The organism is Rickettsia endosymbiont of Seladonia tumulorum (assembly GCF_964030815.1).
In the GTDB taxonomy this organism is placed as follows: domain Bacteria; phylum Pseudomonadota; class Alphaproteobacteria; order Rickettsiales; family Rickettsiaceae; genus Rickettsia.
In genome coordinates this window covers 515,001-541,330 of the sequence record NZ_OZ034963.1, presented here as the reverse complement: position 1 = coordinate 541,330, position 26,330 = coordinate 515,001, and the positions used below count along the sequence as shown (strand labels likewise).

Below are 26,330 nucleotides of genomic sequence, written 5' to 3'. Positions count from 1 at the left end.
ATAAATTTTATTTTTCATTTAATAAAGGTAAAAGTTTTTCTTTTAATTTCTCTTTTATTATAGGGTAATTATTTAAAGAATTGGGTACAATTGAGTTATTATATATTTCACAATATTTTTCGTCATTTTGATCAACAGAAATAATATAGTTATATAGATCTTCTTCTGAAGCAAAATCTTTAGCAAATATTACTGCCTTAGGATTTACGTCTTTAACATAACTTTTATCTGCATAATAAATAGGGACCGCTCCAGCTAGATAAGCTTGGAAAGGTTTTTCAGTAACATAGCCTTCATACGTCTTATTTTCATAAGCAATTACAAATTTGCATTCAGATAACCACTCTCTAGTGTTTTCTTTAGGTACTACTCTAGCTTCGTTATTTAAGTATTTACCTCCGCTTCTTATTCTTTTATATGATGATAGCTTGTGAAAAAATTTATCTCTTGCAACGCAACCATCAAATTTTTCAGTATCATCTATATGTGCACTAACAAGAAAACAAGCAAAATGCGGCTTATTCGGGTTGCATTTAGGTCTTTTATAATTTGTGCTTATCTCATTAGTAAAATACATATAATATAGAGGTATTCTTATATAATGCGGATGATCTATATAATCAAAACCTATAGCTATATCATAATTATCAGGGTTAGGTCTAATAGATTCACCAGTAAAAAATATTTTTATACTATTCTTGTTACTAATTTTTTTCTGACCGAAAACACTCTCAATTATAAGGTCATAATTTTTATGATCTATAACAATTTTTCTTCCACTTTCTTCTATTACTTCTTTTATCATTGGCAGTTCATCTATTGTAAATCCTGACCACATATTGATGAAACTAACCCTTAGAATATTTTCATTTTTTTTGGACTTTAAATTTTCTATACCATATATGCAGACAAATACTAATAATATTGATATGCAAATTATAAAAATTTTTCTTAACATTTGAATTATCAATTTATTCTTCTATTTGTTGTGGTTGAGAATTTTCTGCTTCTACTTCAATAATTTCGGATTTGGAAGAAACAATTTGGTAACGTTCAAGACTTGCAGGTAGCGTTTTATTTCCTGAATCAATACCAAGTTTTTGTATATTCTTAACTCTTGACATAAAATTACGATTAAAAGAAGCCGCAAACTTATCATAATTAGTAACCATATTATGTAGATTATTGCCAATTTTTTGAGAATAATCTGCTATAGTACCAATAGAGCTTAATAACTTTCTTACTTCTTCAATAATTACTTTATAATTTTCTGAGCGTCTATGGTCAGTAATTTGAAATTTTGCGAATGAAAGCATATTCATAAGCCCACTAGGTCCTACTGGGAAAATACTACAGCCCCATGCTTTTTGTAGAAAATTAGGATCAGCTGCAATAACTTTTTCAACGGCTTGTTCAGTGGGTAAAAACATTAAAGTAATAACATTGTTATAATTCTGCTCTTTTTTATTTAATTCAGCTAAAATATTTTCAGCATAATCTTTATTAGCTAACGATTTTAAATGATAATTCATAGTTTTGCTAAGATTCCCACTATTATCCTGCTCATCAACTAAAAATTTGGAAGCTTTTGAATCAATCACTATCAAATTACCGGAAGGCAGAAAAATAAGTGCATCAGGTCTTAATTTAGTACTATCTGCAGTAGTTAAACCATATTGCATGATGAAATCTAAATTAGAACGTAATCCTGATGATTTTAAGATATTTTCGAGAGTAATCTCAGCAAGTAGCCCTGCCCCAATAGGCGAAAGTAACGACTGTTTTATTAAGTCCACTGTGCTTTTAGACTGCTCAATATCTTTATTAAGTGTCCCTACCATAGTAATTAAACGCTCAAACTCACTATTAAACTTTCCAGAAGCAGTAGCAATATTTTTCTCAGCTAGTTCTCTTGCTGCTGTGTTTTCCATTTTATGGATTTCGATAAGTTGTTTAGATAAATCCTTGCCTAAATCAAATAATGCAGCTTTAGCTGAAGAAAAAGATTCACTACGTATTTTTTCAGAATCCTTAATAGATTGCTCTTGATACTCTACTCTGCACTTTAGTTGCTCGATTTTCTGTAAGTAAGCTATTTTTTCTTGATTAAGTAGCTGATTATTATTAGTAATTTCCAAATTTTGATCTGTTAAGAATTGTAGCTCTGTTTTTAAAGTTCTAACTTTTATATAAAACCATATATTTAAGCTCACTAAAACGAGTAAAACTATTGCAGCACTTGGTAGTAAATAATTCATAAAATATGATAAGCAGTTTTGATTTTAATTATACTTGATCTTTTTAAATTTGCACTATTTATTCTTTTTAAGAAATAGTTAAAAATTTAATTAAATGCTTGCAAAAATTAAGTATTAATATATAGTAAGTTTCTTAAAATAAATATATTACAAATATGATAAAAATTAAATGGGGAGAAAAGTTAACTCTAGAAATATTGAGGAACAACATTTAATCAATAATCCTAATTTTCTTGAGGCTATTGCCCGCTATATAACATATAGTCAAGACAAAATAACAAGTGATATTTATAGTCGTTATTGTAATTTAGCTATTAAAATTGATAATAAAAAAGCTCTAGATTTATTAGCCCCGCACTTAGCTTCTTACGGAAAACCTGATTTGATTATTGAAAGTAATAGTGTTAATGCTGCAAAGTTATTAGGTTATAAAAATTTCATAAATACGTTTGCAGTAAGCTATCCAATATTTTTAAATATGATAACCAAAAATGGTAATGAAGATTTTATAAAAGAAGTTTTTAGGCATTTAAAAATACATCCAGAAGATTTTCTTTTAGATATAGAAAGAAATCGTTTAAGTAATGCTAGTATAAATGCTATAGCTAAATACAATGAGAATATTAGGCAAGATAAAGAAATAAAATCTTTATTACATAAAAAAGGTTTTAAATATCTTGAATTAGAAAATTTAACTGAAATGGTTTATGGAGATGTAATAGCTGAACATATCAAAAAATATAATAGTATTAAAGGATTAGCTAACTTTTTAAATGAATTAGGTATAGAAAGAGTTATAAATTTTGGATTAAAAGAGTTAGTTGATATAGCCTTTGGGAAACTAAAAGATGATCACCACAACAACCTATTGAATGAATTAATTCAAAGTCGAGGTGTAGAATCAGTTAAAATTTTTAGGTTTAGAGAGTTAGCTGATAAAGATTTTGAAAAGCTAAAAGAAGTTTACATCGATAATTTATTGACTAAATTAATTGAAAGGCAAGATATAAAATCATTTATAACTTTATTAGAACATTCAAAAAAAATATCTGCTAAAAACATTATTTCAATTGCTGAAAATTGGTCTAAAGATAATATAAAAATAATATTCGAACATCCGGTTGTTCAAGATTTAAATAAAAATTATTTATTGCAGTATTTAAAATCAACATATTTGAATAAAGAAAGTAACTACATAAAAGCGGCTACAAAATATACAAAAGATTTAAATAAATTTGAAGAATTAAAACATTTATTGAAAAAGTTTGGAATTAAAGAAGTTGCAAGTTTTAATTCTTTAGAACTAATTAAGTTAGGATTTAAGGATTTATCATTTGACTTAATAGAACCATATATTAAAGGTTTTGACCAAGTTAAAAAAAATACTATTTCTGGAATATTAGAAGAATATTTTACAAATCCCAATACAAATACTCTTAAAGATCAAGAAAATTTTAAACTTGAAGAATTATTCTATATAGTTTCTGAAAATGAAAATATACATACTTTAGAGCAATTATTTAATCCTCACGTCAACCTTAAACCTAAAAATTCAGGTTTTGGTAAAAATAAATATAAACATTTGATTCCTAAGAACCTCAAAGATTTTAGTAAAGAGCAAATTAATTATTTTGTACAAAAAGCTATAAATAAAAATGATATTAAAATTATCAAATTATTGTTTGAATATTGTACGAATAATGAAATATTTATTGAAGATAATCAAATGAAAAATTTTATACAGAAAGCTGTTTCTAATAAATTTTTTGAAATTACTAGAACTCTCATTAAGAGCAGGGATATCATTAAGAGCAAAGAGATAGAGATTGATAATAAAGAGTTTATTAAAGAAATTGCAAAAAATATTACTGCCCCAGAAAATCTTGAACTTTTTGAAGTAGCGTTAAAATATGAAGGATATCCAATAAATTTTGAAACTACTATAAATTCTCAAGGTATTATAGAAAATTGTAATATTTTAGGAGATATTTAAATCTTTTAAAATAAAAAGAATAAGAGGATTAATTTTCCGTCATTACAAAAGCCACGACGTGGCAATCTCATAAAGCAAACTCCTGAGATTGCATTAAAACTATGCTCCTCGCAATGACTTACACCCACCTTAAGCCGGTATATCTTCAACAGCTGCTTGCTTTTTACTTGTTTTTGCTGCTGGGGTAATAATAGAAGTAATTATTGGCTCTATTAGCCCCTTAACTACATCTTCTGTAATAGTAACACGCTGTTTCTTCAGCTCAGCAACTTTATACATACTATCAAGTAAAAGATGCTCAATTATCGAACGAAGACCTCTTGCTCCAGTTTTTTTAGCTAAAGCTTTTTCAGCAATAGCTTCCAATGCAGAATCCTCAACTATTAACTCAGCTTCATCAAGCTCAAATTGTTTTTTAAACTGCTTCACTATAGCATTTTTTGGCTTAGTTAAAATTGTAACTAAAGCTTCTTTATCTAAATCATCTAAGGTTGTAACGATTGGTAATCTTCCGATAAATTCAGGAATTAATCCAAATTTTGTTAGATCCTCAATCTCTAAAGATTTAAGAATTTCTCTGTTAATTTTTTCTTTGTCAATATTTACATTTGCTGCAAAACCTATAGAACTATTATTTGTTCTAGAAGTTATGATACTATCAATTCCCATAAAAGCACCACCGCAAATAAACAAAATATTTGAGGTATCGAGCTGCACAAAATCTTGCTGTGGATGTTTTCGACCACCTTGCGGAGGAACAGAAGCAACAGTTCCTTCCATAATTTTAAGTAGTGCTTGTTGTACGCCCTCCCCTGATACATCTCTAGTAATTGAAGGATTCTCGGACTTTCTAGCAATCTTATCAACCTCATCAATATATATTATACCTTTTTGTGCTTTAGCCACATTAAACTCGGCAGCCTGAAGTAATCTAAGTAAAATATTTTCAACATCCTCACCAACATAACCAGCTTCCGTTAAAGAGGTAGCATCAGCCATAGTAAAAGGTACGTCTAAAATTTTAGCAAGTGTTTGAGCAAGCAACGTTTTACCTGAACCGGTAGGACCAATTAACAAAATATTAGATTTATTAAGCTCAACATCATTATTGCCTGATTGGACATATTCAAGCCTCTTATAATGATTATATACCGCTACTGCTAGAACTTTTTTAGCTTGCTCTTGACCAACTACATAATCATTTAAAACTGAACATATTTTTTGCAGAGTTGGAATAGTGGAAGTAATCTGCTTTAACGCTATTTTACTTTCTTCTTCCATTATATCCATGCATAAATTTATACATTCATCGCAAATAAATACTGCAGGACCTGCTATTAACTTTTTCACTTCATGCTGCTTTTTGCTACAGAATGAACAAATTAATTCCTTTTTATTAGCTTCTACTACCATCAATTTTTCTTTTTTTATGTTTATATACTTATTGTCTATCGTGGTGACGTACTCGCATGGTTTAGCTCTATCATCCCGTGGAGGCTTTGTTGTCTAGATCAATTCTTCCTCTGTCATCCCGCGAGCTTGTAGCGGGTTCCAGCTTAAAATACTAAAATTATTAGTATTAAAAGTTGCTTTTCTGGATACCGTGGTCAAGCAACTAGATGACACCGAGGGCGTTTTTTGATCCACACAACAATGCCTTGCGAGGAACATAGCTTTGATACAATCTTAAGGACATTTTCATAAGATTGCCACGCCACTTTCAGTGGCTCGCAATGACGTTTTTGTTACAAAACCCTACCATACATATAGTAATCTTTATGCTCATTTGCAACTATTTCGTATTTTTTAAGTATTCCCTCACGTGCAAACCCGCATCTTTCAAGTAAATTAATTGAGCGTAAATTATCTGTAATTACTGTTGCTTGAACTCTGACAATTCCAATATGATCAGCAATTTTTAAAATATTTTTTATAGATTTTAACATTATGCCCTGCCCCCAAAAGCTATAATCCAAATCATAACTGATTTCTGCCTTATGATGCTCTAAATTTATTATGTTAAAACCGGCAGTACCAATAAGTTTATTATCACTTTTAAGTGCAATACCCCAATAAAAACTTCTGTGATTCTTATATAAACTAGACCAATAACGAATTTCTTCCTTAGCTTCCTCTAAAGTTTTTGGTCTGTTACTTTCTGTTATATAAATAGCCATTTCAGGCTTATTCATATAATTAAAATAATCTTCAGCATCCACGTCCGTTAACTCTCTTAATATTATATCATCTAAATCGAGCGTAGGAAAGGGGGAGTATAAATATTTTCTATCAATCATAAATATTTTGCAGGGTCTTGTACGTTATTCTTTTTAAAAGCATCAAGCCTTATCGTGCAAGCAAGGCAAGTGCCGCAAGATAGATCATCTTCGCTAGGATCATAACATGATATGGTATTTTTATAATCTACTCCAAGCCTAAGCCCTGTTTTAATTATTTGATCTTTAGTCATATTAATCAAAGGAGTATGAATAGTAACTCCGCCTATGTTGGTTGCTAGATTTGCCATTGCTTCAAAAGATTTGATATATTCAGGGCGGCAATCAGGATAATTTGCTGAATCGCTAGTATGTACGCCTATGAAAATATCCTTAGCACCTATTATTTCGGCAAACCCTAATGCGTAACTTAAAAAGATTGTATTACGAGCAGGTACATAGGTAACAGGTACATCTTCAGGTAGCTCTTTCCCGTCCTGATAATGAGGAACGTTTATATTATCATCGGTAAGAGCAGAACCGCCAAAAGCTCTTAAGTCTATATTGACAATTTTATGTTGCTTGACGTTATACTCTTTTACTAGCTCCGTAACTTTCCGTAGTTCAGCATTGTTACGCTGCCCATAGTTAAAACTTATAGCATGAATCTCATAACCTTGCTCTCTCATTATTGCAAGAACAGTAGCAGAATCCGCCCCACCACTAACTAAAATAACCGCTTTTTTCATTTCTATATTCATTTCTTTATTAAGAGTAATTATAATACAATTATATAAAATATATACAGAAATTTTTATGACTACAAAAATATTTATTAAAGAAAAAACTATTAATAGTAAAGATTTGAGTGCTTTAAGCAAAGATATAGACAACACTAAAAAAGGTACAAAATTAATACAACAATTATCAGGTAAAAGTACCTCAAATATGTCTACCGATGAAATAATGAAATTAACACGAGGTAAGGTATAAATATTCTTGACTAAATAGTGATAATAATTTAAAGTCACGCTGTTACTTTGATAACTTATGGCGGGTGTAGCTCAGTTGGTTAGAGCATCAGGTTGTGGTTCTGAGGGTCGCGGGTTCGATTCCCGTCACTCGCCCCATTTTTTATTACATGTCATTCCCGCTTAAGGCTTGCCCCGCGTGGATCGAGAGTCGTCATTGCGAGCGAATGAAATGAGCGTGGCAATCCAGAAAAATAATAAAAAATGCTATAAGTTAGCATTTTTTAACTAGATTGCTTCGTCAATTACTTCGTAATTTCCTCGCAATGACGGAAAAACTAATCCACGCGGGGCAAGCCTTAAGCAGGAATGACATAATTCTTTTCATATGAACACCAAACTTTTATATAGACTGGCTAAAAACTTAAGATTCTATAAAAAAGATTTGATCATTGTTATAATCTCTCTTCTTAGCGTATCGCTTGCGTTATTACTAATCGGAAATGTTTTCAGAAATTTAGTTGATCAGGGTTTGGTTTTAGATCGCACTGCGGCAGTTGATAAATCCATATTATATATCTGCCTGCTTATTATTATCTTAAGCATTGCTAGTTTTTTCCGTTCGTATTTTATTAATAATGTTGCTGAGAAAGTCTCGAGTCAAATAAGAAAGGAAGCCTATAGCAAACTAATTAATTATGAAATTACTGAATTTGAAGAGCTAAAAATTGGCGATATAATCTCCCGTCTTACGAGTGATATAGATCAAATATCTAAGCTTATTGTTAATTTCCTATCTTTTTTTATTCGCAATTCAGTGATGTTAGTCGGTAGCATTATTTTGATGTTTTTTGAAAGCTTTAAACTAGCATCGATAGTAATTATCACTATTCCTTTGCTACTGATTCCTATAATCAAATTTGGTAAACATATTAAAGCTTTATCCAAAAAAACCTTAGAATCTCAATCACTTTTAGCATCTGATATTAACGAAAGTTTTAGTAATATCAAAACCATCCATGCTTTTGGCGGTCAGGCAGCTAAAATTACTGAGTTTAATAATCTGCTGCAAGATTATTTGACCTATTCGGCAACTCGTTTAAAAATTCGTGCTTTGTTTTTCGCATTCTCAATGGCTTTTATATTTCTTGGGGTTACACTCGTTATTTGGATTGGGGCTTTGGATATAGTAAAAGGTAATTTATCCTCCGGTCAAATTATATCATTCATTTATTATGCAATTATTGCCGGCTTTAGTAGTGGTGGTATTTTTGAGCTATTAAGCGAGATGCACTTGCCGCTTGCTGCTTTAGAGCGAATAGTTACCATCATTGATAAATCACCTATAATTAATCATACTAATTATTCGAATTTAAAGCCCGTTAATTCTATATCGTTAGAGTTTAAAAACGTAAATTTTTCATACCCATCAAGACCTAATTTAAAAATCCTCAACAATATATCTTTTAAAATAGATTCTACTCAGTTTATTGGTATCGTTGGCAGATCAGGCTCAGGTAAAAGTACTTTGATGCAGTTACTATTAGGCTTTTATGTCCAAGAAAGCGGTATAATTTTGGTAAATAGCCAAGATATTGCTCTTTTAAATCCTAATGAAATCCGTAAATTAATCGCTTATGTTCCGCAAGAAGCTAGTATTTTTTCTGGTACTATTAAATCAAATATTATGTTTGGTAATGATTCTAGCGAAGAGGAAATAACCGAAATAATAAAAATTACCGGTATAGCTGATTTTGCTGATAAAATTCCTGATGGGATTAATGCCAAAATTGGCGAAAAAGGCGTTAGGCTATCAGGCGGGCAGAAGCAAAGAATAGCCTTAGCAAGGGCTTTACTACGCAAACCGCAAATCCTACTTCTTGATGAAGCAATGAGTGCTTTAGATACCGAAAGCGAGCAGAAACTATTAAACTCTATTAGGGATATAATGCAAGGAAAAATCATTATCTCAATCGCCCACCGCATCAGCAGTATAGAATCAGCAGACAATATTTTGGTAATAGATAAAGGAGTAGTAGAAGCCGAAGGAACGCACGCTCATCTACTAAAAACCTCTGACCTCTACCGCACTATTTATAAGGAAGTGGATTTATGACTAACTACCCACGTGTTGGTATCGGGATTATCCTATTTAATAGTAAAAATGAGATTTTGCTTGGTAAGCGTATTAACTCGCATGGTGAATCTACCTATGGCAATCCTGGTGGGCATTTAGAGTTTGGTGAAACTTTTGAAGAGTGTATCATTAGAGAAGTTTTAGAAGAGACAAATTTGATCATTAAAGATCCTAAATTTTTAGCTGTTACTAATGATGTTTTTGAAAAAGAGCAAAAACATTACATATCGATTTTCCTTAAAGCTCATTGTTTAAACGAGCATGAATTACAGAATTTAGAACCCCATAAAGTAGAAAGCTGGCAATGGTTTGCATTAGATAAACTACCTGACAATCTTTTTTTACCTTTACAAAAGCTAATCAATAAGAAAGGTTATTTGTATAAAGAAATTATAGATTAATTATTAGTTATCTAGACCTAAATACCCAGATGCGTATTTATGCAATACACTTGAAACAAGAGTTTGATAAGGCATTCCTTCTTGAGCTGCAATCCGTTTTATATGATTTAAATCATGTGAGGTTAATCTAATATTGATTCTTTCGGACTTCTTAAAGAAATTAGCTGCCGCAGTTTTAGCTATATTTATTTCTTTTTCTACTTCAACAGTAATAGGTTTTCTAACAACACTATCTTGCTCAAAATAATCTAATATTTCTTGTTCTTCTTCTGTTAATTTATATTTTTTCATAATTTCTAAACCTTAGTTATTTAAGTATTTTTTACTTGCTTTTCTACTTGGTATAATTGTTTTTAAAAAAATTTTATCTTTTTGAATAATATGGGGTACTAAATAACAATAATTATCTATATCAACTATGTACATTTTTTGCTTTGGATATTTACTTTGATTAGGATGATCTATTAAATCTAATACATAGCCTTTTTCTATTAAAGCAATTACCTGTTCAAACGTTATTCCTCTTTCTTTAAATAAAAAAAGTTTTTTTCTTGATTAAATTCAAAATAGTGTTGTTTCTGCATATTTTAATATTATGGTTTTGCATGCCTTTTGTCAATACATATTTAACTGACGTCGACTATGTTTTAAACTAAAAAGAAAATGATCGCTCTTACTGCTCTTATGCGTAAATTAATCATTATCTCTAATGCTAAATTAAAATCTCTTTTTTTAAATTTAAAACATAGTTGACGATTGACAATCTTTTTTTACCTCTAAAAAAGTTAATTGATAGTAATAGTTATGTAATAATTAAAAATATGTTATAGTATAGCTTAATAATTGGATAGGTTATTTCAATGTTAAGTAGAATAAAATTATATATTAAGAAGCACTATAACAGCAAAAAGAAGCTTTCTTTAATTACTCAGGAAGCATTGTTTAAAGCGATACGAGAGAAAAATATTGCAGAAGTTGAGTATTTGCTTGAGCATGGTATTAGCCCTAATACAAATTATCAAGATGATATTGAAGGAGGCGGTGTAATTTTACATTGGGTTATAAAGGAGCAAAATGAAAATGATACGATAATTAAATTATTACTAAAAAGAGGAGCTGATCCTAACAACTTAGATAATTTTGGAGATGCTCCCTTACATTTAACCGCTCAAAAGGGCTATACTAATATAATAAAAATTTTACTTGAAAACGGTGCTTTTATAGATACTCAAGGTTTTGGTGGTTTTACTCCATTAGAGGCAGCGACTATGTCTTTTTCTAAAGCTAATTTCGATATTGTTAAGCTGCTATTACAATATGATGCTAAATTTATTTCAAAAATTATAAATAATTTTTATAGAGATCAAAGATCAATAATTGATGAAAAAGAAATAGCTTTAAAAGCTTTATTAGAACTTGAACATTTATTCCGTAATAAAAAAATATATAAAATTGTAGAAAAAGCTTATATTACCAAAGCTCATCTTGAAGATTTTGTAATATGGAAAGCAGAGGCTGAAATACCTAAATATATCAAAAATAATAAAACCCTCTTAAGTAAGTATATCTACAAATTATTCACCCTAAATAATTATTTAAATGATGATTCTCTTATGGTTAGCAAAAAAACGAAAGAACTTTTAGAGAAGAAAATCCATGAATATGTAGGTAATCAAGATTTAACTGAAACATTACGACCAGTATTAACCTTGAAACATTTTGCTGAATTTAAATTAATTCAAAATCCCGATGAAAGTAAAAAATATTTGATGGATAATTTATCGCTTTCCTATATAGAAATTATCACAAAACTAGAACAAGAATATAAAATTAACATAAGCGGTATAAGCGACCAAAATGAGGATTTATATACTCGTTTTATTTGAAAAAATTAGCTACCGCAGTTTTAATTTGATCTTCTAGCTATTTTTTAGGTAACTCTAAAAGCTCGTTTTTTCAAAATAATCTAATACTTCTTGCCTTTCTTCTGTCAAATTATATTTTCCTGACTCACTCTTTAAATTGTTCTACTAATTATTATACTAAAAATAGTTGCATATTAATAATACTTTCTCTATTATAAGCCCAATTTTGTAAGTTACAATTATATACCTAATAATCAACTAATTTATATTAACCTATGGCTCATAAAGATTTATCACATTTAACAGAAGAACAAATTAAAGATTTAATAAAACGTTACTATAATCATGAAAAAATGGTTGATTTATTAGAAGAATTTAAGATTAACGTACATCCTAATACGTTAATTAAACTCTTTCCTCCTGTAATTCATAATGAATTATTTTGTAAATATTGCTCAGATGTAAACCTAGTAAGTAAACTAGAAGGTAGGAGTCATACTAATTGTAACATAGTACATTTTGAAAAATTTTGCCCTGCATGTGATCATAGAGACAATTCACACTGCTCATGTTCTCATTGCAAAGATATTAGAAAACAAAAAAAACAAGCTGAAGAAGAAAATAAAAGAAATATTTTAATGCAAACATTTTTGCCTGTTAATACTGATATTCCTGCAGTTGAGGAATTGACATTGAAAGATGCGGTATATTTAATTTCTGCAGCAGAACACTCGGCTACTAAAGACTTTGAGTTTATAAAACCATATTTAGAAGGACCTACTGTAACAAGTTTAGCACCAGACGAAGAGTTAATATATGATATTATAGAACATCTAAATCATAGAGGCTTCATACAAATTAATCCTTTAAAAAATAATCTCGATGTTTTTAAATTTGATTTAAACGACAAGGTAGTAGGTTATTATCGAGATAGAGTATTATGGGAGCTTTTACCTAATATGGATATTAGAGAAAAAATAGAATATTTAAATTCAATTCTAAATATTATTAAAGGCGAATGGTCTTTCTCATGGAAAAACGATGTTATTAAAATGCGGGAGCTAATCACTAAATATGAATGTTTAGAAAATTTAAAATGTTTATTAGAAGAACATAGCTTTCCTGAAATGGATCAGCATGCAGAAAAGCAAGCTTTATCAACTTTTACAGATTTATTTGAAGATTTTTCAGTAGGACAAATATTTAACTTATCATGGCAAGCAGTAAGTAGAGTAAAATACGAGATTTCATTAGACAAAATTTATTACGGTACAGCGAAGATAATATTATTGCTATAATTATAAGTAAAATGCGACAAAAAGCGAACAAATTTATTGCAGAGAATCGGACAATAAAAAATTCTAGAAGAGAGTATTGTTTCCCGCAAACTATAATCAGCTCTACTTTTTTTGATTTATTTTTAGAAATAGGCGATGAGTATTATGAAAATATTATATCGACTGAATATAGTAAATAATTTATTTTTCCTTAGCCATCTCTTTTGCCTCTCTCCAAAGCTTCAGCAAAAATTCTGTGGATTGTCCTTGTAGATTTAGCAAATTATGTTTTTTGGTAAGTGTTTTTACTGCCTCCATACGCTTAGCGAATTTTGTACTGGTTTTGTTAAGCGTCTCTTCTACATCAAACTCTAAAAACCTACATAAAGAAATTGCTGTGTGGAGTAAATCGCCTATTTCTTCCTGTACTCTTTCTTTAGATTCACCATCGTTAATAGCTTCTTTTATCTCTCTACATTCATCAATTACCTGTTCTAAAATCATCTCATAATCAGACCAATCAAACCCATAAGCTCGTGCGTCTTTTTCTAAGGTAATTAAATCTTTTAAAGCACTCATAAATTTATAATACCTTTCCTAAATCTATATAATTTTTTTGTATCGAAATATCGTTAAACTCCACATCTATATATCCAAGCTTGCGGTAAAAAGCTTCAGCACTTATTCTTGCATGCATTTTTAGAATTTTGATATTTTGGTCTCTTAACCATTTTTCTAAAAGCTGCATCATATATTTACCGAATCCTTTATTTTGACTGAGCTTATCCACCGCAAGCGATCTTAAAGCTGCCTCATTCTTATTTAAGAATTCTATGTGAGCGGTTGCAACTATCTCTTTTGCCTTATAAAGCACAAAATGATAATGATTATTTGCAGTTATAGTCGAATGGTTAGAGTCATATTCTACATTTATAGGATCAAAAATTTGTTCCGCTCGTATGCGGTGATATTCCTGCCATTCTCTATCATCCAAACAAAGATTAATAATTAAGTTTTTATACATCAAATAAATAAAGGCTTAAGTAGACGAAGTTTTATTTGGAAAAGAGCAAGGAGATTATAAGGCGAGGAGCGGAGCGTATAATAATACTTGAGCACCGCAGATCTTATAAAACGACGTAGCCAATTTTTCAAATAAAACGAGTATACATATTTTTAAAAATTGTTTATGTTACAATATTCTACTTCAAATTACTTTAAGGAGTGCTAAATGAATAAAATTATTACACAATTACCCGAAATTAAGTTGGTCGGTATTACAACTCGTACTTCTAACGCAGCTGAATTCAATCCTGATACTGCTAAAATAAAGTCTATGTTGCAAAGATTTTTTGCTGATAACTTACAAGATAAAATTCTGAATAGAAAAAATCCCGGTAAAATTTTTGCAGTTTACACAAATTACGATAGCGATGAAAATGGAGAATATACCTATTTTCTGGGTGAAGAGGTTACTACTTTTGAAAATGTTAGTCAAGGATTTGAAGAGTTAACTATCCCATTACAGAATTATGCAAAATTTACATCAGATCCCGGGCAAATACCGACAGTCGTTATTGATATGTGGCAAAAGATTTGGCAAATGGATGATACAGCTTTAGGTGGTAAAAGAGCTTATATAGCTGACTTCGAAATATATGATGAAAGAAGCCACGACCATAATGAAGCTGTTTTAGATATTTATATTGGTATAAAAAATGAAAATATTTAATAGTTATCGTGATTCGGTTTATATTAAAGATCATGTCAAATCAAAGCATATTATAGCAGGCGAATATTCTTATTACTCAGGCTATTATCATGGTGTGGCATTTGATGAATGCGTTACGTATTTAGATGTAGAAAATAATAACTGTGACGCTGATGAAATTGATAAGCTCATTATTGGCAAATTCTGTTCCATTGCTACCGGTGTTAAATTCATGATGGGTGGGACGCAAGGGCATAATTATAATTGGATAGCATCTTATCCTCTCGATTCTTTTGATGAAGATTTTGACAATTACGAAACCGTCCCACCGAAAGCTTATAAGCTCAAAGGTGATACTGTGCTTGGAAATGATGTTTGGATCGGTACTGAAAGCTTAATTATGCCTGGGATTAAAATAGCAGATGGGGCAATAGTAGGAGCAAGGAGTTTAGTAACTAAAAACATTGGAGCTTATGAAATATGGGGTGGTAATCCTGCTCGTTTGATTAAAAAACGCTTCTCTGACGAAGATATAGAAAAGTTACTACAAATTAAATGGTGGGATTGGAGCGATGATAAGATAAAGCAAAACTTACATCTACTTAGAGATTCAGATGTAGAAAGTTTGTGGGAAAGTGGTAAGAAATAAGTTGATTAGATTAATAATTTATGGTTTAATTGATTAAAATAATTAAAATGATCATTTTATGGAACAATTAAACGCAACTGAAGCAAAACGTGAATTTGGAGAATTGCTTATTAAAGCTCAAGTAGAACCTATTAGTATTATTAAAAATGGTAAGCCTGTAGCAGTAATTATTTCTAACAATGAATTTAAAGAGCTGGAAGCTTTTAAGGAGCAATTCCTAAAAATTGCTATTGCTGAAGGAATAAATGATATTTCTCAAGGTAAAATTCACTCACACAAAAGTGTTTTTGACAGTTTAAAAATGAAAATTAATGAATAAATGTGATTTTACCGATAGTGCTAAACGTGATATTGAAGATATTATAAATTACAGCTTAAAAAATTGGGGTAAACAGCAGACTACAAAATATTTAGATGAAATATATAAAAAGACGCTTGATTTAAGTGCCAATCCTAATATTGGAGTATTGCGTTCTAATATCTATCAAAATCTATTTAGCTTTCCTATAAAAAAGCATGTAATTTATTATATAAAACAACCAAGCGGTATAATAATTATCATAATTTTACACTCTGTAATGCATCCAACAATTCGTAATTTTCCAATTTCTAAATTAAAAATAGAGCAGTAATGAAACCTCTAAACTTTATCCTCTTAAGCCTCTTTTGTTTATCCGCTAATTGTTTCGGGGATATTATTCCGACTAATGATTTCAAAGTAATAGAGGAATATGTAAAGCCGATAAAGATACTTTAGTTATTTTTGATGTGGATGATGTGCTTGCAATACCAACCGATGAGTTTGCTTTTAATGCTCCCGTTAGAGTAGCACTAACGCAAAAACTAAGAGAACACTACTCAAAAGATGAGCTTAAATATTTGTATAGTTGCGTCTTTGAAAGACGTAATGCTCAGCCTGTTGAACCAAATATGCTAGGCTTGATTAAAAGCTTAGAACAACGGAACATTCCGGCAATTGCTTTAACCGGATGGTGGACAGGGAAGTATGGTAAAATAGATAAAATGGAAAATTTGAGATTTGATGCTTTAAAACAAGTGGATATTTCTTTCATTAATACTTCACCTTTTAAAGAAGATACGACTTTTCCGGAATTTGAGAATGAAAACGGGATTCCGATGTTAATATCAGGAGTTATTCTAACTTCCTTAGCAGATAAAGGTTTAGTACTTAAAGCTGTTCTTGAGAAATATAATTTACATTTTAAAAAAATTATTTTTATTGATGACAGTCTAAAATATCTTGAATCGGTTGAAAAAGCTTGCCTAGATATGAACATTGATTTTCAAGGTATTCATTACGGAGCCGCTAAAATAGCCCCTTTACCTATCCTTGATAAAGAAAAAGAAGAATTACGTTATGAAATTTTTGAAAAAGAACATATTTGGCTTTTAGATAAGGAATTAGAGGAAAGAATTAGAAAATGACAGCCATTATTTATTTGATAGGAAAACCTAGAACGGGTATACCGCAGATACTTCAAAAGTTGGTAAGTCAAATAAGCGGTGAGCCTGCACAGCGTATATTAATACGTGAGCACAGGCGAATCCCGAAATTTGACATGCCAAATCTTGAAGTATCAAAGGTATAAATATACTATAGCGAAAGAACTTAGCAAAAGTGGATATATTGTATGTGACAACCAACTAATCAATAATCCTATTTTTGCGTTGCTTGAATATGATGGATTTAAAGAGATTCCGGAATTTGCTTGGGAAATAATTAGGAAAATTCGGGATAATATTTTTGAATTTATTTCTTGCAAACATAGCAATAATTATGTGCTAACTAATGTACTCGGTGAAATTGAACGAGATCACAAGCTTTTTAAACAAGTAGAGAATATGGCTTTGCAGCGTGATTCGCTTTTTGTGCCGGTAAAACTACTTATCTCAAAAGAAGAAAATAAAATACGTGTAGCAAACCCTGAAAGAGCTTTGCGTTATAAATCTCTACAAATTGAAGAGGGGATAGAGTTAATTAATATCTCACATTCTAATTTATTAGAACTGGACGTTAGCGATTTATCTGCTAGTGCTGCCGCAGAGAAAATTTTAGAGCATGTTTTAAAATTGAAATAATTTTTATTTCATACGATCTAGTAAAACTTATTTATTCTTTTGTAGACATTGCCAGCGTGGATCATTTTTCTCTGTCACTCCATTATAGTACTAGTGTCGTCGCATGGCTCAAAAAACGTCCTGTATGTCATTCTCGCAGAGGCATTATTGCGTGGATCAGTTTTTGCCTGTCATCCCGTGACTTGATCACGGGATCCAGCTTTAAATACTAAAATTATTAGTATCAAAAATTGTTTTTCTGGATCTAGTTCCCAAGCCATGGGAGGCATTATTGCGTGGATCGAAAAACGCTCTCGGTATCATACCGTGGAGGCATTGTTGCGTGGATTGAGAGTCGTCATTGCGAGGAAATTACGAAATAATTGACGAAGCAATCTAGCCCAAAAATGCTACTTATAGCATTTTTTACTATTTTTTCTGGATTGCCACGCTCCTTGCAGTCGCGTAGCTCAGACGATTTGGTATCCACGCAACAATACCTACCGTGGCTTGTCCACGGGATGACAGGGGGGAGAATGATCCACGCAACAATGCCACCACGGTATGACACCAAGAACGTTTTTCGATCCACGCAAACCTACAGTACCGGACAGTTATTAAAAAAGGTCTCGTTATTGCGAGGAAATTATGAAATATTGTACGTACGTAATCTTAGAAGTTATAACTTTAATTCATGAGATTGCAACAAAGCTTCACTCTTTGCAAGGCCTTGTTGCGTAGATCGAGATTCGTCTGAGCTACGCAAATGAAACGAACGTGGCAATCCCGAAAAAATAATAAAAAATTATAAGTAGCATTTTTTGGCTAGATTGCTTCGTCAATTACTTCGTAATTTCCTCGCAATGACGATTTGGAAGCTATTTAATATCCTTATAATAATAAACTATCCAATACTATTCGATATGATACCGAGAACGCTTTTTGGTCCATGCGGGCAATACAATTTACCACTGACAATATCTATATTTATATCCATATCCAAGGTTTATCAGGATCTGCTAGCACTCCTTGTTTTATATCTTTTACTGCATATATTCTTGTGAAATAACGATCTTTTCCATCCCATTTAGGGGTATATTTATCTCTCTTATGTAAAACCGCTTTATTGCTCAATATAACAATATCCCCAGAGTTAACGTATATATGGTTCTGAATTGATTTCTGATCTACAATCTCTCTAATTCTATTTAAAAAATCTTGTGCCTTTTGCGTTTCAGCTATAACGTCCATTTTTATTCTACTATAATATCCTGTAGAATGCTCTACTAATAAAGGCATATTATTGATCGATATTTTATGCAAAAAAGAGTCCGCACTCATAATCGTAAATTCTTTGCTTAGCCCTACTAAAATATCATCATAGCTTAATTGGTTTAATATATCTTTAAGGCTGATATAAACTATAGGTAAGTTCTCATGCCCTTTATGAACAATGCCGAAAATCAAATAATCAACTATAGGCGATAGATTATTAGCTTTTTCAAGCATTGGTCTATACGCAGCGTCAACATGCCAATCTAAATCATTAAAAGGTGACTGAGAGCTGTGTTCATTATGAGAACCATACCGAGGTGCTACTGCCCTGATAATATTTTTATCTTCATCTTTATACAATATATGTAAACTATCTATTGCACTTATTATTCCATACATATGACAAATTAAATCCTCTATTCCTGTGACTTCTACTTCACCGTTATAAGGAGTTAGAACATTATAATTCTGCTTACTAGCATTCTTTATATGTATAATTTCCGCACCACTATTTATTGCATCCTTAATTTCTTTGATATAATCCGGATATGTTTTTTCTAAAAAATCTTTAAAAAACATACTAGCTTGATGAGGATTATCAGAAAGATTATTTAAAATATCATTATATCCAATATCAAAATTTTTAAGATAAATTTCTTTTCTCATAATTTATCTTAAAACTTTCTTATTACTGAATTCCAATTTTTTGAAGCATTAGTAATACCAAAAGAATCTACATATTTTGTATCAACTAAATATAAATCTTTTTTCTCTCTCAACCAGTTAGTTAATTTAACAATTTTATTGTTTAAATTTTCTAGTTTTTCTATGCAAGGTTTTTCTCCAAATATCATAGCACGCATTGTTATAGTCAATATTAGTATCCTCAACAATAAAGTAATCACCGGTTTTAAATATGTTATTATGAAAATAATCTAAAATACCTGTAGTATTAATATGAGCATCTTCTATTAAAAGTAGCGGATGAATTATTTCAGATATTTTTTCTTTGGGAAAAATTTCTTCTACTTTATTAGAATCACCTTGTAAAAATTCAATTCTATCATCAAATTTTACTCTTGAATCGATATTGTCAAAATCAATATCTATACTAATTACTTTCCCTTCTTCTACGGATAGACTTTGTATATCAGCTAACCATAAAGCTGAAGCTCCTTTAAAACTTCCAAATTCAATAATAGTTTTAGGCTTTAACTCTTGAATTAAATTCTGAGTAGTTACAATTTGAAAAGGGCTTTTTTGCATTGGGATATTTTTCCAATTAGTATCACAACTATTTGCCGCAATAGAATGCCAAAACGATTCATCTAGATCACTTCTTGTAACTCTATTATTTATCGATACAAATCTTTTCTTCTCTTTTTGATTAGTCGTACTATTTAATAAGCCTAACATATTTTTCAACTATAAATTACATATAGATATGGTAATAAACACTTTTAACTCTAAAGTCAATAGGTTTTTTAAACTATAAATTGAAAAGTTATAAATTAATTATTATTACAGGAAGTTAATAGTAGTTGAGTTTTTACAAAAAAAGCTATATATTAATTCTTTTTTAAAAAATTAATATTGGTAAAATTATGTATAAGACAAATAAGATTAAGGATATTTATTCCTCCAATGTAAAAATTATTTCAGAAAAAGCTAAAGCTAATATAGCTGAGTATGCACATTTATTATTAAATTTTGAAACATGTTATAACGATATTTTATATGTAGAAAATGCTAATGCAGCAGTGGAAATAGTTAATTTTACTATTAACCATAATAAAGGGGATGTAACGACTACTAAAAATATTATGACAAAGCTATTTGATAGTTATAAATATCATGAATATAGTAAAAACGCATTACTTAAAAAGTATAATATTGAGCGTAATAAAACGACTCATTTAAAATATAAAATAGGCGACAAAACTCAAATATATAAAATAAATAATAGCAGTAAAGATATAAATGTAGATGCTTTTTCAAAAGCTATGGCATATTTCTCTGCTATACATGCCGCTACAATGAATAATAATTTAGCAATGGCAGATGAGCTTATAAAATATCTACTACAAAATACTGCAAAATTTCTAGATAAATTGCAAACTACTAATAAATTACAATATGAAAAATGTACTCAAGCTATTACAGCAATAATTACTATGTTTTTAGAGCCTAAATTTCAAATAGAAATTATTATGGATTTTAAAAAATACTGGCTACATGATTTTAATGCATTGTCTAACTTCTCTAAAATATTAGTAGATAATAATTATTATAACAAAACCATAGAATTACTAACTGAGAAACCACTTCCTAATGATAAGTCAGACCCTGATCTCACTAATTGCTACTCTAACCTTGCTCTAGCATATTGTAAACTTGGAAATTATACAGAGGCTGAAAAATATTATTTAAAGGCTCTTGAGAATTGTAAAGATGAGGATGTAATTTGTAACTTAATATCAATTTTTACTCTTCAAAATGAAATTGATAAAATAGACGAATTTGTAGGAAAATTACCTAATGGATACTTAAAAAAAATACTTTTGATGAACTTTAAAACTTCTTTAATTACAGATGAAGAATTAAAATCAATTAATCCTGATGCGTTATCTCCATATTGTAAAGAAAAATATGAAGCCTTAAAATACATCGCTTATATTAATAAGCATAATAAAATAATGGATTTAAAAATAAAAAATGACTTTATTAAATTTTTACATAATTATTTAGATTATAAGCATGCTTTTACATTAGCAATTTATGCTAATGAATACGAAACAGCACATATTATTTTTAATAAAATACCTGCTGAACAAGTAGCTAATAGTAAAACTTTAAAGCAATATAACTTACTCGTTAATAATTATTTGAGTTTAAAAAAGATTCTAAAATTTATAGAAGAATCTAAATTCTCTGATAAAGAAGCCATTGAGGTACTTAATACAAGTAGTACTTGTTTACTTGCGGATAAAAAACCTAGCGAAGCCGCTGAAACTATTAAAAAAGCCTTAGAATATAACCCTAATAATGAAGAAACATTAGAAATAGGGGTAGCTACTTCCTTATTAAATAAAGATACAGATACAGCTAAGGAGTATGCTAATAAACTAAGCCAAGAAAAACAAGAAGAAATTATCGTAAGCTATTCTTTAGACGAGAACCCAGCAGAAGATATAGAGCAGCTTGTTGAGCAGCACGATCCAAAGAAGATCCATGAACATTATCAGCTATTAAAGAAAGAAGCGTTTTATAAAGCTAGCCAAAACATTATTAAAAATGATGTTATAATATGGTATATTGATAAAGATATTATAAAAAGCACAGATACAACTTTTATAGGAAAATATAAAGGGCTAGATTGTTATGCGAAAATTTCTAAAAATCTTCAATTAGATAATAATATAGATTCCTACGAAAACGCTCTAAAAAAAGGTATATTACACCATAGTAAAGGGGGAACTGGTGTTAAATTTATAAGAAATAATGCCATTGAGCTAAAAGGATCAGAAGGAGATCGATTATTTACAAATATTCTACATGCAAATGATAATGGGAAGCTGTTAATAGATTTTGATCATAAGGGTAATCATAACGAGGCTGATAGATTTTTTAGAAGCCACCATTTAGAATATAGTAACGACAAATACCTAGAACTTAGTGGCAGTCACCCAGAATTATATTCTGAATAAATTTAGAGTTTAAACGTAGATTGAAAGTCGTCATTGCGAGAAGTATAGCGACGTAGCAATTCAAAAAATAATAAAAAATACTAATTTTATTAGTATTTTTAACTGGATCCCGTGAATAAATCACGGGATGACAGGGGAAAATGATCTACACAGGCAATGCCTGCCGTGGCTTGACCGCGGCATCCAGAAAATAATAAAAAATACTATAAATTAGCATTTTTTATACTTCAGCATTTTCGACGCTCATTAATGCGGCTAAGACAAGCTCATAATCATAATTAGTAATAGCTTCTTGTACTATATCAGGGCTTAACTTATCACTTAACTCGGCTATTTTTTGCAGGCTAAATTTGCTTAAAGCTAACTCTAGCAATTTTGGATGATTCAAAAGCGGCTTATCATAAACTATTTCTTTTACTGACCAAGTTAGCATCATGTTAGCTTCTTTATTAGTTTGTTCAAGTATAAACCCCTCCATTTCATCTTCTATGTCTAAAAGCTTACCTTTTGTAATTTTTCCAGTTTTAAGCTCTGTTATACTAGTCGTTATTTTTTCTATGAGAGATATATTTGTTAAATTTGCTACCCTATCTATTATTTTGTTCATGACGTTTTGCATTATAGCTTTATTGTTTGAGCTAATAGTATTGTCATCATCTAACTTAGCCGTTATATCCATCGCTATTTTGCTGAATAAAACAAGCCTTTCTTTACATGAATGATTATTTATTATAGTTTGCTCTTCTAATACTTTATCAAGTTTGCCTGCTAAATCGATTAACATATCATTATTAATTTGATCCTTGTTTATAACCTCTTTTATGTTTTGACTTATTGGATGCGTATATAAATCGGCTGTGTTTTCTACTAGCTTTTGTATCTCAAGCATTTTTTGTAGTACTTTATAAAGATTTTCTTCTGACGCTGGAAGATTTGCTTGAGTTTGATCTTGCTTATTTACTTCTATAGGTGGATTGTTTTGTTCATCTATTTTGTGAGTTAATAAATCACATATTTTTTTTAAACCTTTATTCTTAGCTATGTTTAATGCTGTATGCCCTTTAAGTAATCCATCTTTAACAACACTGTCAATAGCTTGCACCGACATTTTAAGAATTAATACCTCACAAACTTTTTCTAAGCCATTACCTGCAGCCAAAGTTAAAGCTGTTTCACCGTATTTAGTAATCTGATTAATAGCCTGTGGCGACATTTTAAGAATAAGAGACTCACAAATCTTTTCTAAGCCGTTACCTGCAGCCCAAGTTAAAGCTGTCTCGCTGTTATTATCAACTTTGCTTAACTCTGTAATATTCATTGCAGTAATTAATCTTTGTGCTTCTAATTCATTTCTTGATTTTATTGCTTGTATTAATTTTTCGTGCTTAGTTTGAAACCACCCAAACATAATTTATACTCTTATTAAATTTCATAATTTTTAATATTTTGTTAAAAATGAGCTATCGGAAGAATCTAGATAAGAAGATTTAAGAAAGCAATAGAAATTTAACTAAAAATATAAATTAATAACTTAGGAGTAATTTGAGAAAAGTAAGGATTAGTATGGGGTTAAGAGCAATAATAAAGGGTTTTAATAGTTAGTAATAATTACTACCTATGATTATAACAAAATATTTTAATTATATTAATTAATTGTTTAGTAAGTGAATTTTTTATAAAGCGTGGATAAATGAGATATATTAAATTGAGTTTTTATATTATAAATTGTATAAAATTAAATAGTCGTTTTATAAGGTGCTATATGAAAGAGGAAGAAATAAAGGCTAATTATCTATTTATAAAAAATAATAGGTTAAATAAATTAAAGGAAGATAGTATTTATAAACTTAATTGGCTTTTCCTTCCTGGCGGTCCTGGCATGGGAGCTAATTACTTGATTGATTTCGTATCAAAATTAGATTTACCAGGTTCATTGTTTATAGGGGATTTTCCTGGAGATGGCAACAATGATCGTAATGTTAAAGAAATAAGTTATGAAGATTGGAAAGAGGGTTTAATAGAAGTAGTAACTGAATTAGCACCCTGCATACTTGTTACCCATTCTTTTAGTGGTATGTTTGCATTAACTATAGATAATTTAGAAAATTTATTAACCGGTTTAGTTATAATGAATAGTGCCCCTAATAGTTCATGGATGGAATTATTACAAAAAACTGCTACTAAATATAATTTACCAGATTTAACCAATGATATAAATGAGCTATATACAAACCCAACAGATGATCAGTTAAAGGCATTTATTTATGCAAATATTCCATATATATTTTGCGAACATGAGATCCCTGCAGGAAAGGAGCTATTAGAGCTTTGTTCATATAACATAAAAACAAGAATATGGGCTAGTCAAAATTTTTATAACTCTTATAAATATAGCTGGATACCTAGTAAATTACCGACCTTAATTATTGGAAGTCATGATGATAGATCGCTGCCTATTGAACTATTTTTGAAAGATAAAGAATGGTCTCGTCCTAATATAAAAATAGTCGAATTACGTAATACAGGACACTTTCCTTGGCTAAGCTGCTTTGATCAAATTAATGAAGAATTATCAGGACTAGCAAAAGAACTAATTGAACAACACTAAAAGCTCTACTGCTTCGGTATATTGACTCATTTATATTTTTTAGAAAATAATATCAGTAAGCATATTTTTCTCTTTAAATATATTTTAAATAATATATTGTAGGTATAAAAACTAATAGAAAATTATAATATGACTGATAAGAATCTGAATATAGCAATAACTTACTATACTTCCATGAATAACAAGAAATTTGAGGAAATGGCTTCCTGCTTACATTCTGATATTCATTTTATAGGACCGTTATCAGTTATGGATGGTAAAGAATCAGTTGTCGAGGCAGCGAAAAACTTTGCTATGTTCTTTAAGAATCTTACAATTAGTGAAAAATTTTCTTCTAATGATAAAGTTATGCTGGCACTTGAATTTGATTGCCCTGCACCTATCGGTATTTTTCGAGGTGCTTCACTATTATCTTTTAATGACGGGCTTATTTCTCGTATAGAATTATTTTATGATGCTCGTCCTTTTGTACAGAAAAAAGAAGAGATTTTTAATTAAAATAAATCAATCTCTAAATGCAGAAGCTCATCTTCAGAAAATATAGAGAAAGTCTTTAATTCGGCTAGTGTATTATCCTGCCTTAACCATCCACCTTTTTGGGAATATTCTAGCTTAAATCCAAGCTTTAAAGGAATTTGCATACTTGGTAAATTTTCTGCATCACAATGGATCTCAACTTTCTTAGCCTTCAGACTTCTAAAAGCTAGTAAAGCCATTATATGAGTTGCAGTAGTAGCATAACCTTTAGATCTTTGACTTTTTCTTATGAAATATGCAATACCAAATTGCGGCACTGACCAACCTGATTGAATAGGCAGGAATGCACATCTGCCAACAATTGCGATTCATAAAAGTTATATATTTACAAAAAATTTATGGGTTTTACTTCTTGGTAAAGCTTCAACTGAATGCCCACCAATAAACGCCACAATCGCCCATCTTGAAAAAGACTTGCCAATCTCAGATTTATCTAATTGAATTACGTCATGCCATGCAGGTTTTAGTAGCTCATTATCAATTATTTTTCTAAAATTACTAGAAATAAAGAAAATAGCTTTATTTTCTTTATGTCTGACAACTTCCAAATCTTCAGGATTTGTTCCAATTCGAAGACCAGGACTACTTTCTGCTATTGCGATAGTAAATGATCCTGAATCGAAGTGAGGCTTTGCAAGATACTGAC

The 26,330-nt window shown here is 30.0% G+C and carries 29 protein-coding genes, 1 tRNA gene and 2 pseudogenes; 18 read left to right on the top strand and 14 right to left on the bottom strand.

Annotated features, from left to right (window positions below; genetic code table 11):
- Positions 1–7 precede the first annotated feature (7 nt).
- Together AAHF54_RS02620 and AAHF54_RS02615 are read right to left on the bottom strand one after the other, a co-directional pair.
- On the bottom strand, positions 8–958 hold the full coding sequence (locus AAHF54_RS02620) for a glycosyltransferase family 10 domain-containing protein (protein WP_341789031.1): 951 nt from the start codon (positions 956–958) through the stop codon (positions 8–10).
- A 13-nt stretch (positions 959–971) separates the two neighbouring features.
- The gene (locus AAHF54_RS02615) at positions 972–2,258 is read right to left on the bottom strand and encodes a DNA recombination protein RmuC (RefSeq protein ID WP_342170167.1); all 1,287 of its coding nucleotides are present in this window, start codon (positions 2,256–2,258) and stop codon (positions 972–974) included.
- A gap of 169 nt (positions 2,259–2,427) precedes the next feature.
- Here AAHF54_RS02615 and AAHF54_RS02610 point away from each other — a divergent pair, with 169 nt between their 5' ends.
- Positions 2,428–4,251, top strand: coding sequence for a hypothetical protein (locus AAHF54_RS02610; protein WP_341789029.1), 1,824 nt, complete (start codon positions 2,428–2,430; stop codon positions 4,249–4,251).
- Positions 4,252–4,380: 129 nt separating this feature from the next.
- Here AAHF54_RS02610 and clpX read toward each other — a convergent pair whose 3' ends face one another.
- From clpX to queC, 3 genes are all read right to left on the bottom strand, one after another.
- Positions 4,381–5,664: an ATP-dependent Clp protease ATP-binding subunit ClpX gene (gene clpX, locus AAHF54_RS02605; RefSeq protein ID WP_342170166.1), complete on the bottom strand. Its 1,284-nt coding sequence runs from the start codon at positions 5,662–5,664 to the stop codon at positions 4,381–4,383.
- A gap of 332 nt (positions 5,665–5,996) precedes the next feature.
- A complete protein-coding gene (locus AAHF54_RS02600; RefSeq protein ID WP_341789027.1) occupies positions 5,997–6,548 on the bottom strand; it encodes a GNAT family protein in 552 nt (183 codons plus the stop codon).
- The gene (gene queC, locus AAHF54_RS02595) at positions 6,545–7,216 is read right to left on the bottom strand and encodes a 7-cyano-7-deazaguanine synthase QueC (protein WP_341789208.1); all 672 of its coding nucleotides are present in this window, start codon (positions 7,214–7,216) and stop codon (positions 6,545–6,547) included. The genes AAHF54_RS02600 and queC overlap by 4 nt, the downstream gene beginning before the upstream one ends.
- A 67-nt stretch (positions 7,217–7,283) precedes the next feature.
- On the opposite strand from queC, the gene AAHF54_RS02590 reads away from it, so the two are divergent.
- The 4 genes and pseudogenes from AAHF54_RS02590 to AAHF54_RS02575 all read left to right on the top strand — a co-directional run.
- On the top strand, positions 7,284–7,460 hold the full coding sequence (locus AAHF54_RS02590) for a hypothetical protein (protein WP_341789026.1): 177 nt from the start codon (positions 7,284–7,286) through the stop codon (positions 7,458–7,460).
- Between the two features lie 60 nt (positions 7,461–7,520).
- Positions 7,521–7,597, top strand: a tRNA-His gene (locus tag AAHF54_RS02585).
- 229 nt (positions 7,598–7,826) lie between these two features.
- Positions 7,827–9,554, top strand: a complete 1,728-nt coding sequence (locus AAHF54_RS02580; protein ID WP_341789025.1) for an ABC transporter ATP-binding protein — start codon at positions 7,827–7,829, stop codon at positions 9,552–9,554.
- Positions 9,551–9,877, top strand: a pseudogene (locus tag AAHF54_RS02575) (nucleotide triphosphate diphosphatase NUDT15); the annotation flags it as partial. The gene AAHF54_RS02580 and the pseudogene AAHF54_RS02575, both read left to right, overlap by 4 nt.
- Before the next feature lie 102 nt (positions 9,878–9,979).
- On the opposite strand, the gene AAHF54_RS02570 reads toward AAHF54_RS02575, so the two are convergent.
- Together AAHF54_RS02570 and AAHF54_RS02565 are read right to left on the bottom strand one after the other, a co-directional pair.
- Positions 9,980–10,267 carry a CopG family antitoxin gene (locus AAHF54_RS02570; RefSeq protein WP_341789024.1) on the bottom strand — a complete coding sequence of 96 codons (288 nt, stop codon included), beginning with the start codon at positions 10,265–10,267 and terminating at the stop codon, positions 9,980–9,982.
- A gap of 12 nt (positions 10,268–10,279) precedes the next feature.
- On the bottom strand, positions 10,280–10,402 hold the full coding sequence (locus tag AAHF54_RS02565) for a hypothetical protein (protein WP_341789023.1): 123 nt from the start codon (positions 10,400–10,402) through the stop codon (positions 10,280–10,282).
- A gap of 434 nt (positions 10,403–10,836) precedes the next feature.
- On the opposite strand from AAHF54_RS02565, the gene AAHF54_RS02560 reads away from it, so the two are divergent.
- The 3 genes from AAHF54_RS02560 to AAHF54_RS02550 all read left to right on the top strand — a co-directional run bounded on the left by AAHF54_RS02560 (position 10,837) and on the right by AAHF54_RS02550 (position 13,318).
- Complete coding sequence (locus AAHF54_RS02560) at positions 10,837–11,862, top strand: ankyrin repeat domain-containing protein (protein ID WP_341789022.1); 1,026 nt, start codon at positions 10,837–10,839, stop codon at positions 11,860–11,862.
- A 254-nt stretch (positions 11,863–12,116) separates the two neighbouring features.
- Positions 12,117–13,139 (top strand): hypothetical protein, encoded by a 1,023-nt coding sequence (locus AAHF54_RS02555; protein WP_341789021.1) that lies wholly within the window; start codon positions 12,117–12,119, stop codon positions 13,137–13,139.
- 11 nt (positions 13,140–13,150) lie between these two features.
- Positions 13,151–13,318 carry a hypothetical protein gene (locus AAHF54_RS02550; RefSeq protein WP_341789020.1) on the top strand — a complete coding sequence of 56 codons (168 nt, stop codon included), beginning with the start codon at positions 13,151–13,153 and terminating at the stop codon, positions 13,316–13,318.
- Between the two features lies 1 nt (position 13,319).
- Here the strand turns inward: AAHF54_RS02550 and AAHF54_RS02545 are convergent, their stop codons facing one another.
- Both AAHF54_RS02545 and AAHF54_RS02540 read right to left on the bottom strand, forming a co-directional pair.
- On the bottom strand, positions 13,320–13,697 hold the full coding sequence (locus AAHF54_RS02545) for a MazG nucleotide pyrophosphohydrolase domain-containing protein (RefSeq protein ID WP_341789019.1): 378 nt from the start codon (positions 13,695–13,697) through the stop codon (positions 13,320–13,322).
- Positions 13,698–13,701: 4 nt separating this feature from the next.
- Positions 13,702–14,142 carry a GNAT family N-acetyltransferase gene (locus AAHF54_RS02540; protein ID WP_341789018.1) on the bottom strand — a complete coding sequence of 147 codons (441 nt, stop codon included), beginning with the start codon at positions 14,140–14,142 and terminating at the stop codon, positions 13,702–13,704.
- Positions 14,143–14,349: 207 nt separating this feature from the next.
- Between AAHF54_RS02540 and AAHF54_RS02535 the strand changes: the two genes are divergently transcribed.
- From AAHF54_RS02535 to AAHF54_RS02505, 7 genes and pseudogenes are all read left to right on the top strand, one after another.
- Positions 14,350–14,850, top strand: coding sequence for a GyrI-like domain-containing protein (locus tag AAHF54_RS02535; protein WP_342170165.1), 501 nt, complete (start codon positions 14,350–14,352; stop codon positions 14,848–14,850).
- A complete protein-coding gene (locus tag AAHF54_RS02530) occupies positions 14,837–15,478 on the top strand; it encodes a CatB-related O-acetyltransferase (RefSeq protein WP_341789016.1) in 642 nt (213 codons plus the stop codon). The genes AAHF54_RS02535 and AAHF54_RS02530 overlap by 14 nt, the downstream gene beginning before the upstream one ends.
- Positions 15,479–15,536: 58 nt before the next feature.
- The gene (locus AAHF54_RS02525; protein WP_341789015.1) at positions 15,537–15,797 is read left to right on the top strand and encodes a type II toxin-antitoxin system prevent-host-death family antitoxin; all 261 of its coding nucleotides are present in this window, start codon (positions 15,537–15,539) and stop codon (positions 15,795–15,797) included.
- The gene (locus AAHF54_RS02520) at positions 15,790–16,110 is read left to right on the top strand and encodes a type II toxin-antitoxin system RelE/ParE family toxin (RefSeq protein WP_341789014.1); all 321 of its coding nucleotides are present in this window, start codon (positions 15,790–15,792) and stop codon (positions 16,108–16,110) included. Before AAHF54_RS02525 ends, AAHF54_RS02520 begins: the two co-directional genes overlap by 8 nt.
- Before the next feature lie 136 nt (positions 16,111–16,246).
- Positions 16,247–16,924, top strand: a complete 678-nt coding sequence (locus AAHF54_RS02515; RefSeq protein WP_342170164.1) for a DUF2608 domain-containing protein — start codon at positions 16,247–16,249, stop codon at positions 16,922–16,924.
- Between the two features lie 37 nt (positions 16,925–16,961).
- Positions 16,962–17,085: pseudogene (locus tag AAHF54_RS02510) on the top strand (palindromic element RPE5 domain-containing protein); the annotation flags it as partial.
- Positions 17,069–17,578: a hypothetical protein gene (locus AAHF54_RS02505; RefSeq protein WP_341789012.1), complete on the top strand. Its 510-nt coding sequence runs from the start codon at positions 17,069–17,071 to the stop codon at positions 17,576–17,578. The pseudogene AAHF54_RS02510 and the gene AAHF54_RS02505, both read left to right, overlap by 17 nt.
- Before the next feature lie 966 nt (positions 17,579–18,544).
- Here AAHF54_RS02505 and AAHF54_RS02500 read toward each other — a convergent pair.
- Both AAHF54_RS02500 and AAHF54_RS02495 read right to left on the bottom strand, forming a co-directional pair.
- Positions 18,545–19,498, bottom strand: a complete 954-nt coding sequence (locus tag AAHF54_RS02500; protein ID WP_342170163.1) for a cephalosporin hydroxylase — start codon at positions 19,496–19,498, stop codon at positions 18,545–18,547.
- 135 nt (positions 19,499–19,633) lie between these two features.
- Positions 19,634–20,098, bottom strand: a complete 465-nt coding sequence (locus tag AAHF54_RS02495) for a CmcI family methyltransferase (protein WP_341789207.1) — start codon at positions 20,096–20,098, stop codon at positions 19,634–19,636.
- A gap of 338 nt (positions 20,099–20,436) precedes the next feature.
- On the opposite strand from AAHF54_RS02495, the gene AAHF54_RS02490 reads away from it, so the two are divergent.
- Positions 20,437–22,539: a tetratricopeptide repeat protein gene (locus AAHF54_RS02490; protein WP_341789010.1), complete on the top strand. Its 2,103-nt coding sequence runs from the start codon at positions 20,437–20,439 to the stop codon at positions 22,537–22,539.
- Positions 22,540–22,759: 220 nt separating this feature from the next.
- On the opposite strand, the gene AAHF54_RS02485 is transcribed toward AAHF54_RS02490, so the two are convergent.
- Positions 22,760–23,947, bottom strand: coding sequence for an ankyrin repeat domain-containing protein (locus AAHF54_RS02485; RefSeq protein ID WP_341789009.1), 1,188 nt, complete (start codon positions 23,945–23,947; stop codon positions 22,760–22,762).
- A 354-nt stretch (positions 23,948–24,301) separates the two neighbouring features.
- Here AAHF54_RS02485 and AAHF54_RS02480 point away from each other — a divergent pair, with 354 nt between their 5' ends.
- Both AAHF54_RS02480 and AAHF54_RS02475 read left to right on the top strand, forming a co-directional pair.
- On the top strand, positions 24,302–25,147 hold the full coding sequence (locus AAHF54_RS02480) for an alpha/beta hydrolase (RefSeq protein ID WP_341789008.1): 846 nt from the start codon (positions 24,302–24,304) through the stop codon (positions 25,145–25,147).
- 129 nt (positions 25,148–25,276) lie between these two features.
- Positions 25,277–25,645 (top strand): nuclear transport factor 2 family protein, encoded by a 369-nt coding sequence (locus tag AAHF54_RS02475; protein ID WP_341789007.1) that lies wholly within the window; start codon positions 25,277–25,279, stop codon positions 25,643–25,645.
- Here AAHF54_RS02475 and AAHF54_RS02470 read toward each other — a convergent pair.
- Positions 25,642–25,941 carry a GNAT family protein gene (locus tag AAHF54_RS02470; protein ID WP_342170162.1) on the bottom strand — a complete coding sequence of 100 codons (300 nt, stop codon included), beginning with the start codon at positions 25,939–25,941 and terminating at the stop codon, positions 25,642–25,644. The two genes, AAHF54_RS02475 and AAHF54_RS02470, sit on opposite strands and share 4 nt — an antisense overlap.
- 60 nt (positions 25,942–26,001) lie before the next feature.
- Complete coding sequence (locus AAHF54_RS02465; RefSeq protein ID WP_342170161.1) at positions 26,002–26,232, bottom strand: hypothetical protein; 231 nt, start codon at positions 26,230–26,232, stop codon at positions 26,002–26,004.
- Positions 26,233–26,330: the final 98 nt, after the last annotated feature.

What these genes read in the sequence shown, in the direction of transcription:
- AAHF54_RS02620 (WP_341789031.1), bottom strand. Translation starts at nt 958, where the DNA reads ATGTTAAGAAAAATTTTTATAATTTGCATATCAATATTATTAGTATTT.
- AAHF54_RS02615 (WP_342170167.1), bottom strand. Translation starts at nt 2,258, where the DNA reads ATGAATTATTTACTACCAAGTGCTGCAATAGTTTTACTCGTTTTAGTG.
- AAHF54_RS02610 (WP_341789029.1), top strand. Translation starts at nt 2,428, where the DNA reads ATGGGGAGAAAAGTTAACTCTAGAAATATTGAGGAACAACATTTAATC.
- clpX (WP_342170166.1), bottom strand. Translation starts at nt 5,664, where the DNA reads ATGGTAGTAGAAGCTAATAAAAAGGAATTAATTTGTTCATTCTGTAGC.
- AAHF54_RS02600 (WP_341789027.1), bottom strand. Translation starts at nt 6,548, where the DNA reads ATGATTGATAGAAAATATTTATACTCCCCCTTTCCTACGCTCGATTTA.
- queC (WP_341789208.1), bottom strand. Translation starts at nt 7,216, where the DNA reads ATGAAAAAAGCGGTTATTTTAGTTAGTGGTGGGGCGGATTCTGCTACT.
- AAHF54_RS02590 (WP_341789026.1), top strand. Translation starts at nt 7,284, where the DNA reads ATGACTACAAAAATATTTATTAAAGAAAAAACTATTAATAGTAAAGAT.
- AAHF54_RS02580 (WP_341789025.1), top strand. Translation starts at nt 7,827, where the DNA reads ATGAACACCAAACTTTTATATAGACTGGCTAAAAACTTAAGATTCTAT.
- AAHF54_RS02570 (WP_341789024.1), bottom strand. Translation starts at nt 10,267, where the DNA reads ATGAAAAAATATAAATTAACAGAAGAAGAACAAGAAATATTAGATTAT.
- AAHF54_RS02565 (WP_341789023.1), bottom strand. Translation starts at nt 10,402, where the DNA reads ATGTACATAGTTGATATAGATAATTATTGTTATTTAGTACCCCATATT.
- AAHF54_RS02560 (WP_341789022.1), top strand. Translation starts at nt 10,837, where the DNA reads ATGTTAAGTAGAATAAAATTATATATTAAGAAGCACTATAACAGCAAA.
- AAHF54_RS02555 (WP_341789021.1), top strand. Translation starts at nt 12,117, where the DNA reads ATGGCTCATAAAGATTTATCACATTTAACAGAAGAACAAATTAAAGAT.
- AAHF54_RS02550 (WP_341789020.1), top strand. Translation starts at nt 13,151, where the DNA reads ATGCGACAAAAAGCGAACAAATTTATTGCAGAGAATCGGACAATAAAA.
- AAHF54_RS02545 (WP_341789019.1), bottom strand. Translation starts at nt 13,697, where the DNA reads ATGAGTGCTTTAAAAGATTTAATTACCTTAGAAAAAGACGCACGAGCT.
- AAHF54_RS02540 (WP_341789018.1), bottom strand. Translation starts at nt 14,142, where the DNA reads ATGTATAAAAACTTAATTATTAATCTTTGTTTGGATGATAGAGAATGG.
- AAHF54_RS02535 (WP_342170165.1), top strand. Translation starts at nt 14,350, where the DNA reads ATGAATAAAATTATTACACAATTACCCGAAATTAAGTTGGTCGGTATT.
- AAHF54_RS02530 (WP_341789016.1), top strand. Translation starts at nt 14,837, where the DNA reads ATGAAAATATTTAATAGTTATCGTGATTCGGTTTATATTAAAGATCAT.
- AAHF54_RS02525 (WP_341789015.1), top strand. Translation starts at nt 15,537, where the DNA reads ATGGAACAATTAAACGCAACTGAAGCAAAACGTGAATTTGGAGAATTG.
- AAHF54_RS02520 (WP_341789014.1), top strand. Translation starts at nt 15,790, where the DNA reads ATGAATAAATGTGATTTTACCGATAGTGCTAAACGTGATATTGAAGAT.
- AAHF54_RS02500 (WP_342170163.1), bottom strand. Translation starts at nt 19,498, where the DNA reads ATGAGAAAAGAAATTTATCTTAAAAATTTTGATATTGGATATAATGAT.
- AAHF54_RS02495 (WP_341789207.1), bottom strand. Translation starts at nt 20,098, where the DNA reads ATGCAAAAAAGCCCTTTTCAAATTGTAACTACTCAGAATTTAATTCAA.
- AAHF54_RS02490 (WP_341789010.1), top strand. Translation starts at nt 20,437, where the DNA reads ATGTATAAGACAAATAAGATTAAGGATATTTATTCCTCCAATGTAAAA.
- AAHF54_RS02485 (WP_341789009.1), bottom strand. Translation starts at nt 23,947, where the DNA reads ATGTTTGGGTGGTTTCAAACTAAGCACGAAAAATTAATACAAGCAATA.
- AAHF54_RS02480 (WP_341789008.1), top strand. Translation starts at nt 24,302, where the DNA reads ATGAAAGAGGAAGAAATAAAGGCTAATTATCTATTTATAAAAAATAAT.
- AAHF54_RS02475 (WP_341789007.1), top strand. Translation starts at nt 25,277, where the DNA reads ATGACTGATAAGAATCTGAATATAGCAATAACTTACTATACTTCCATG.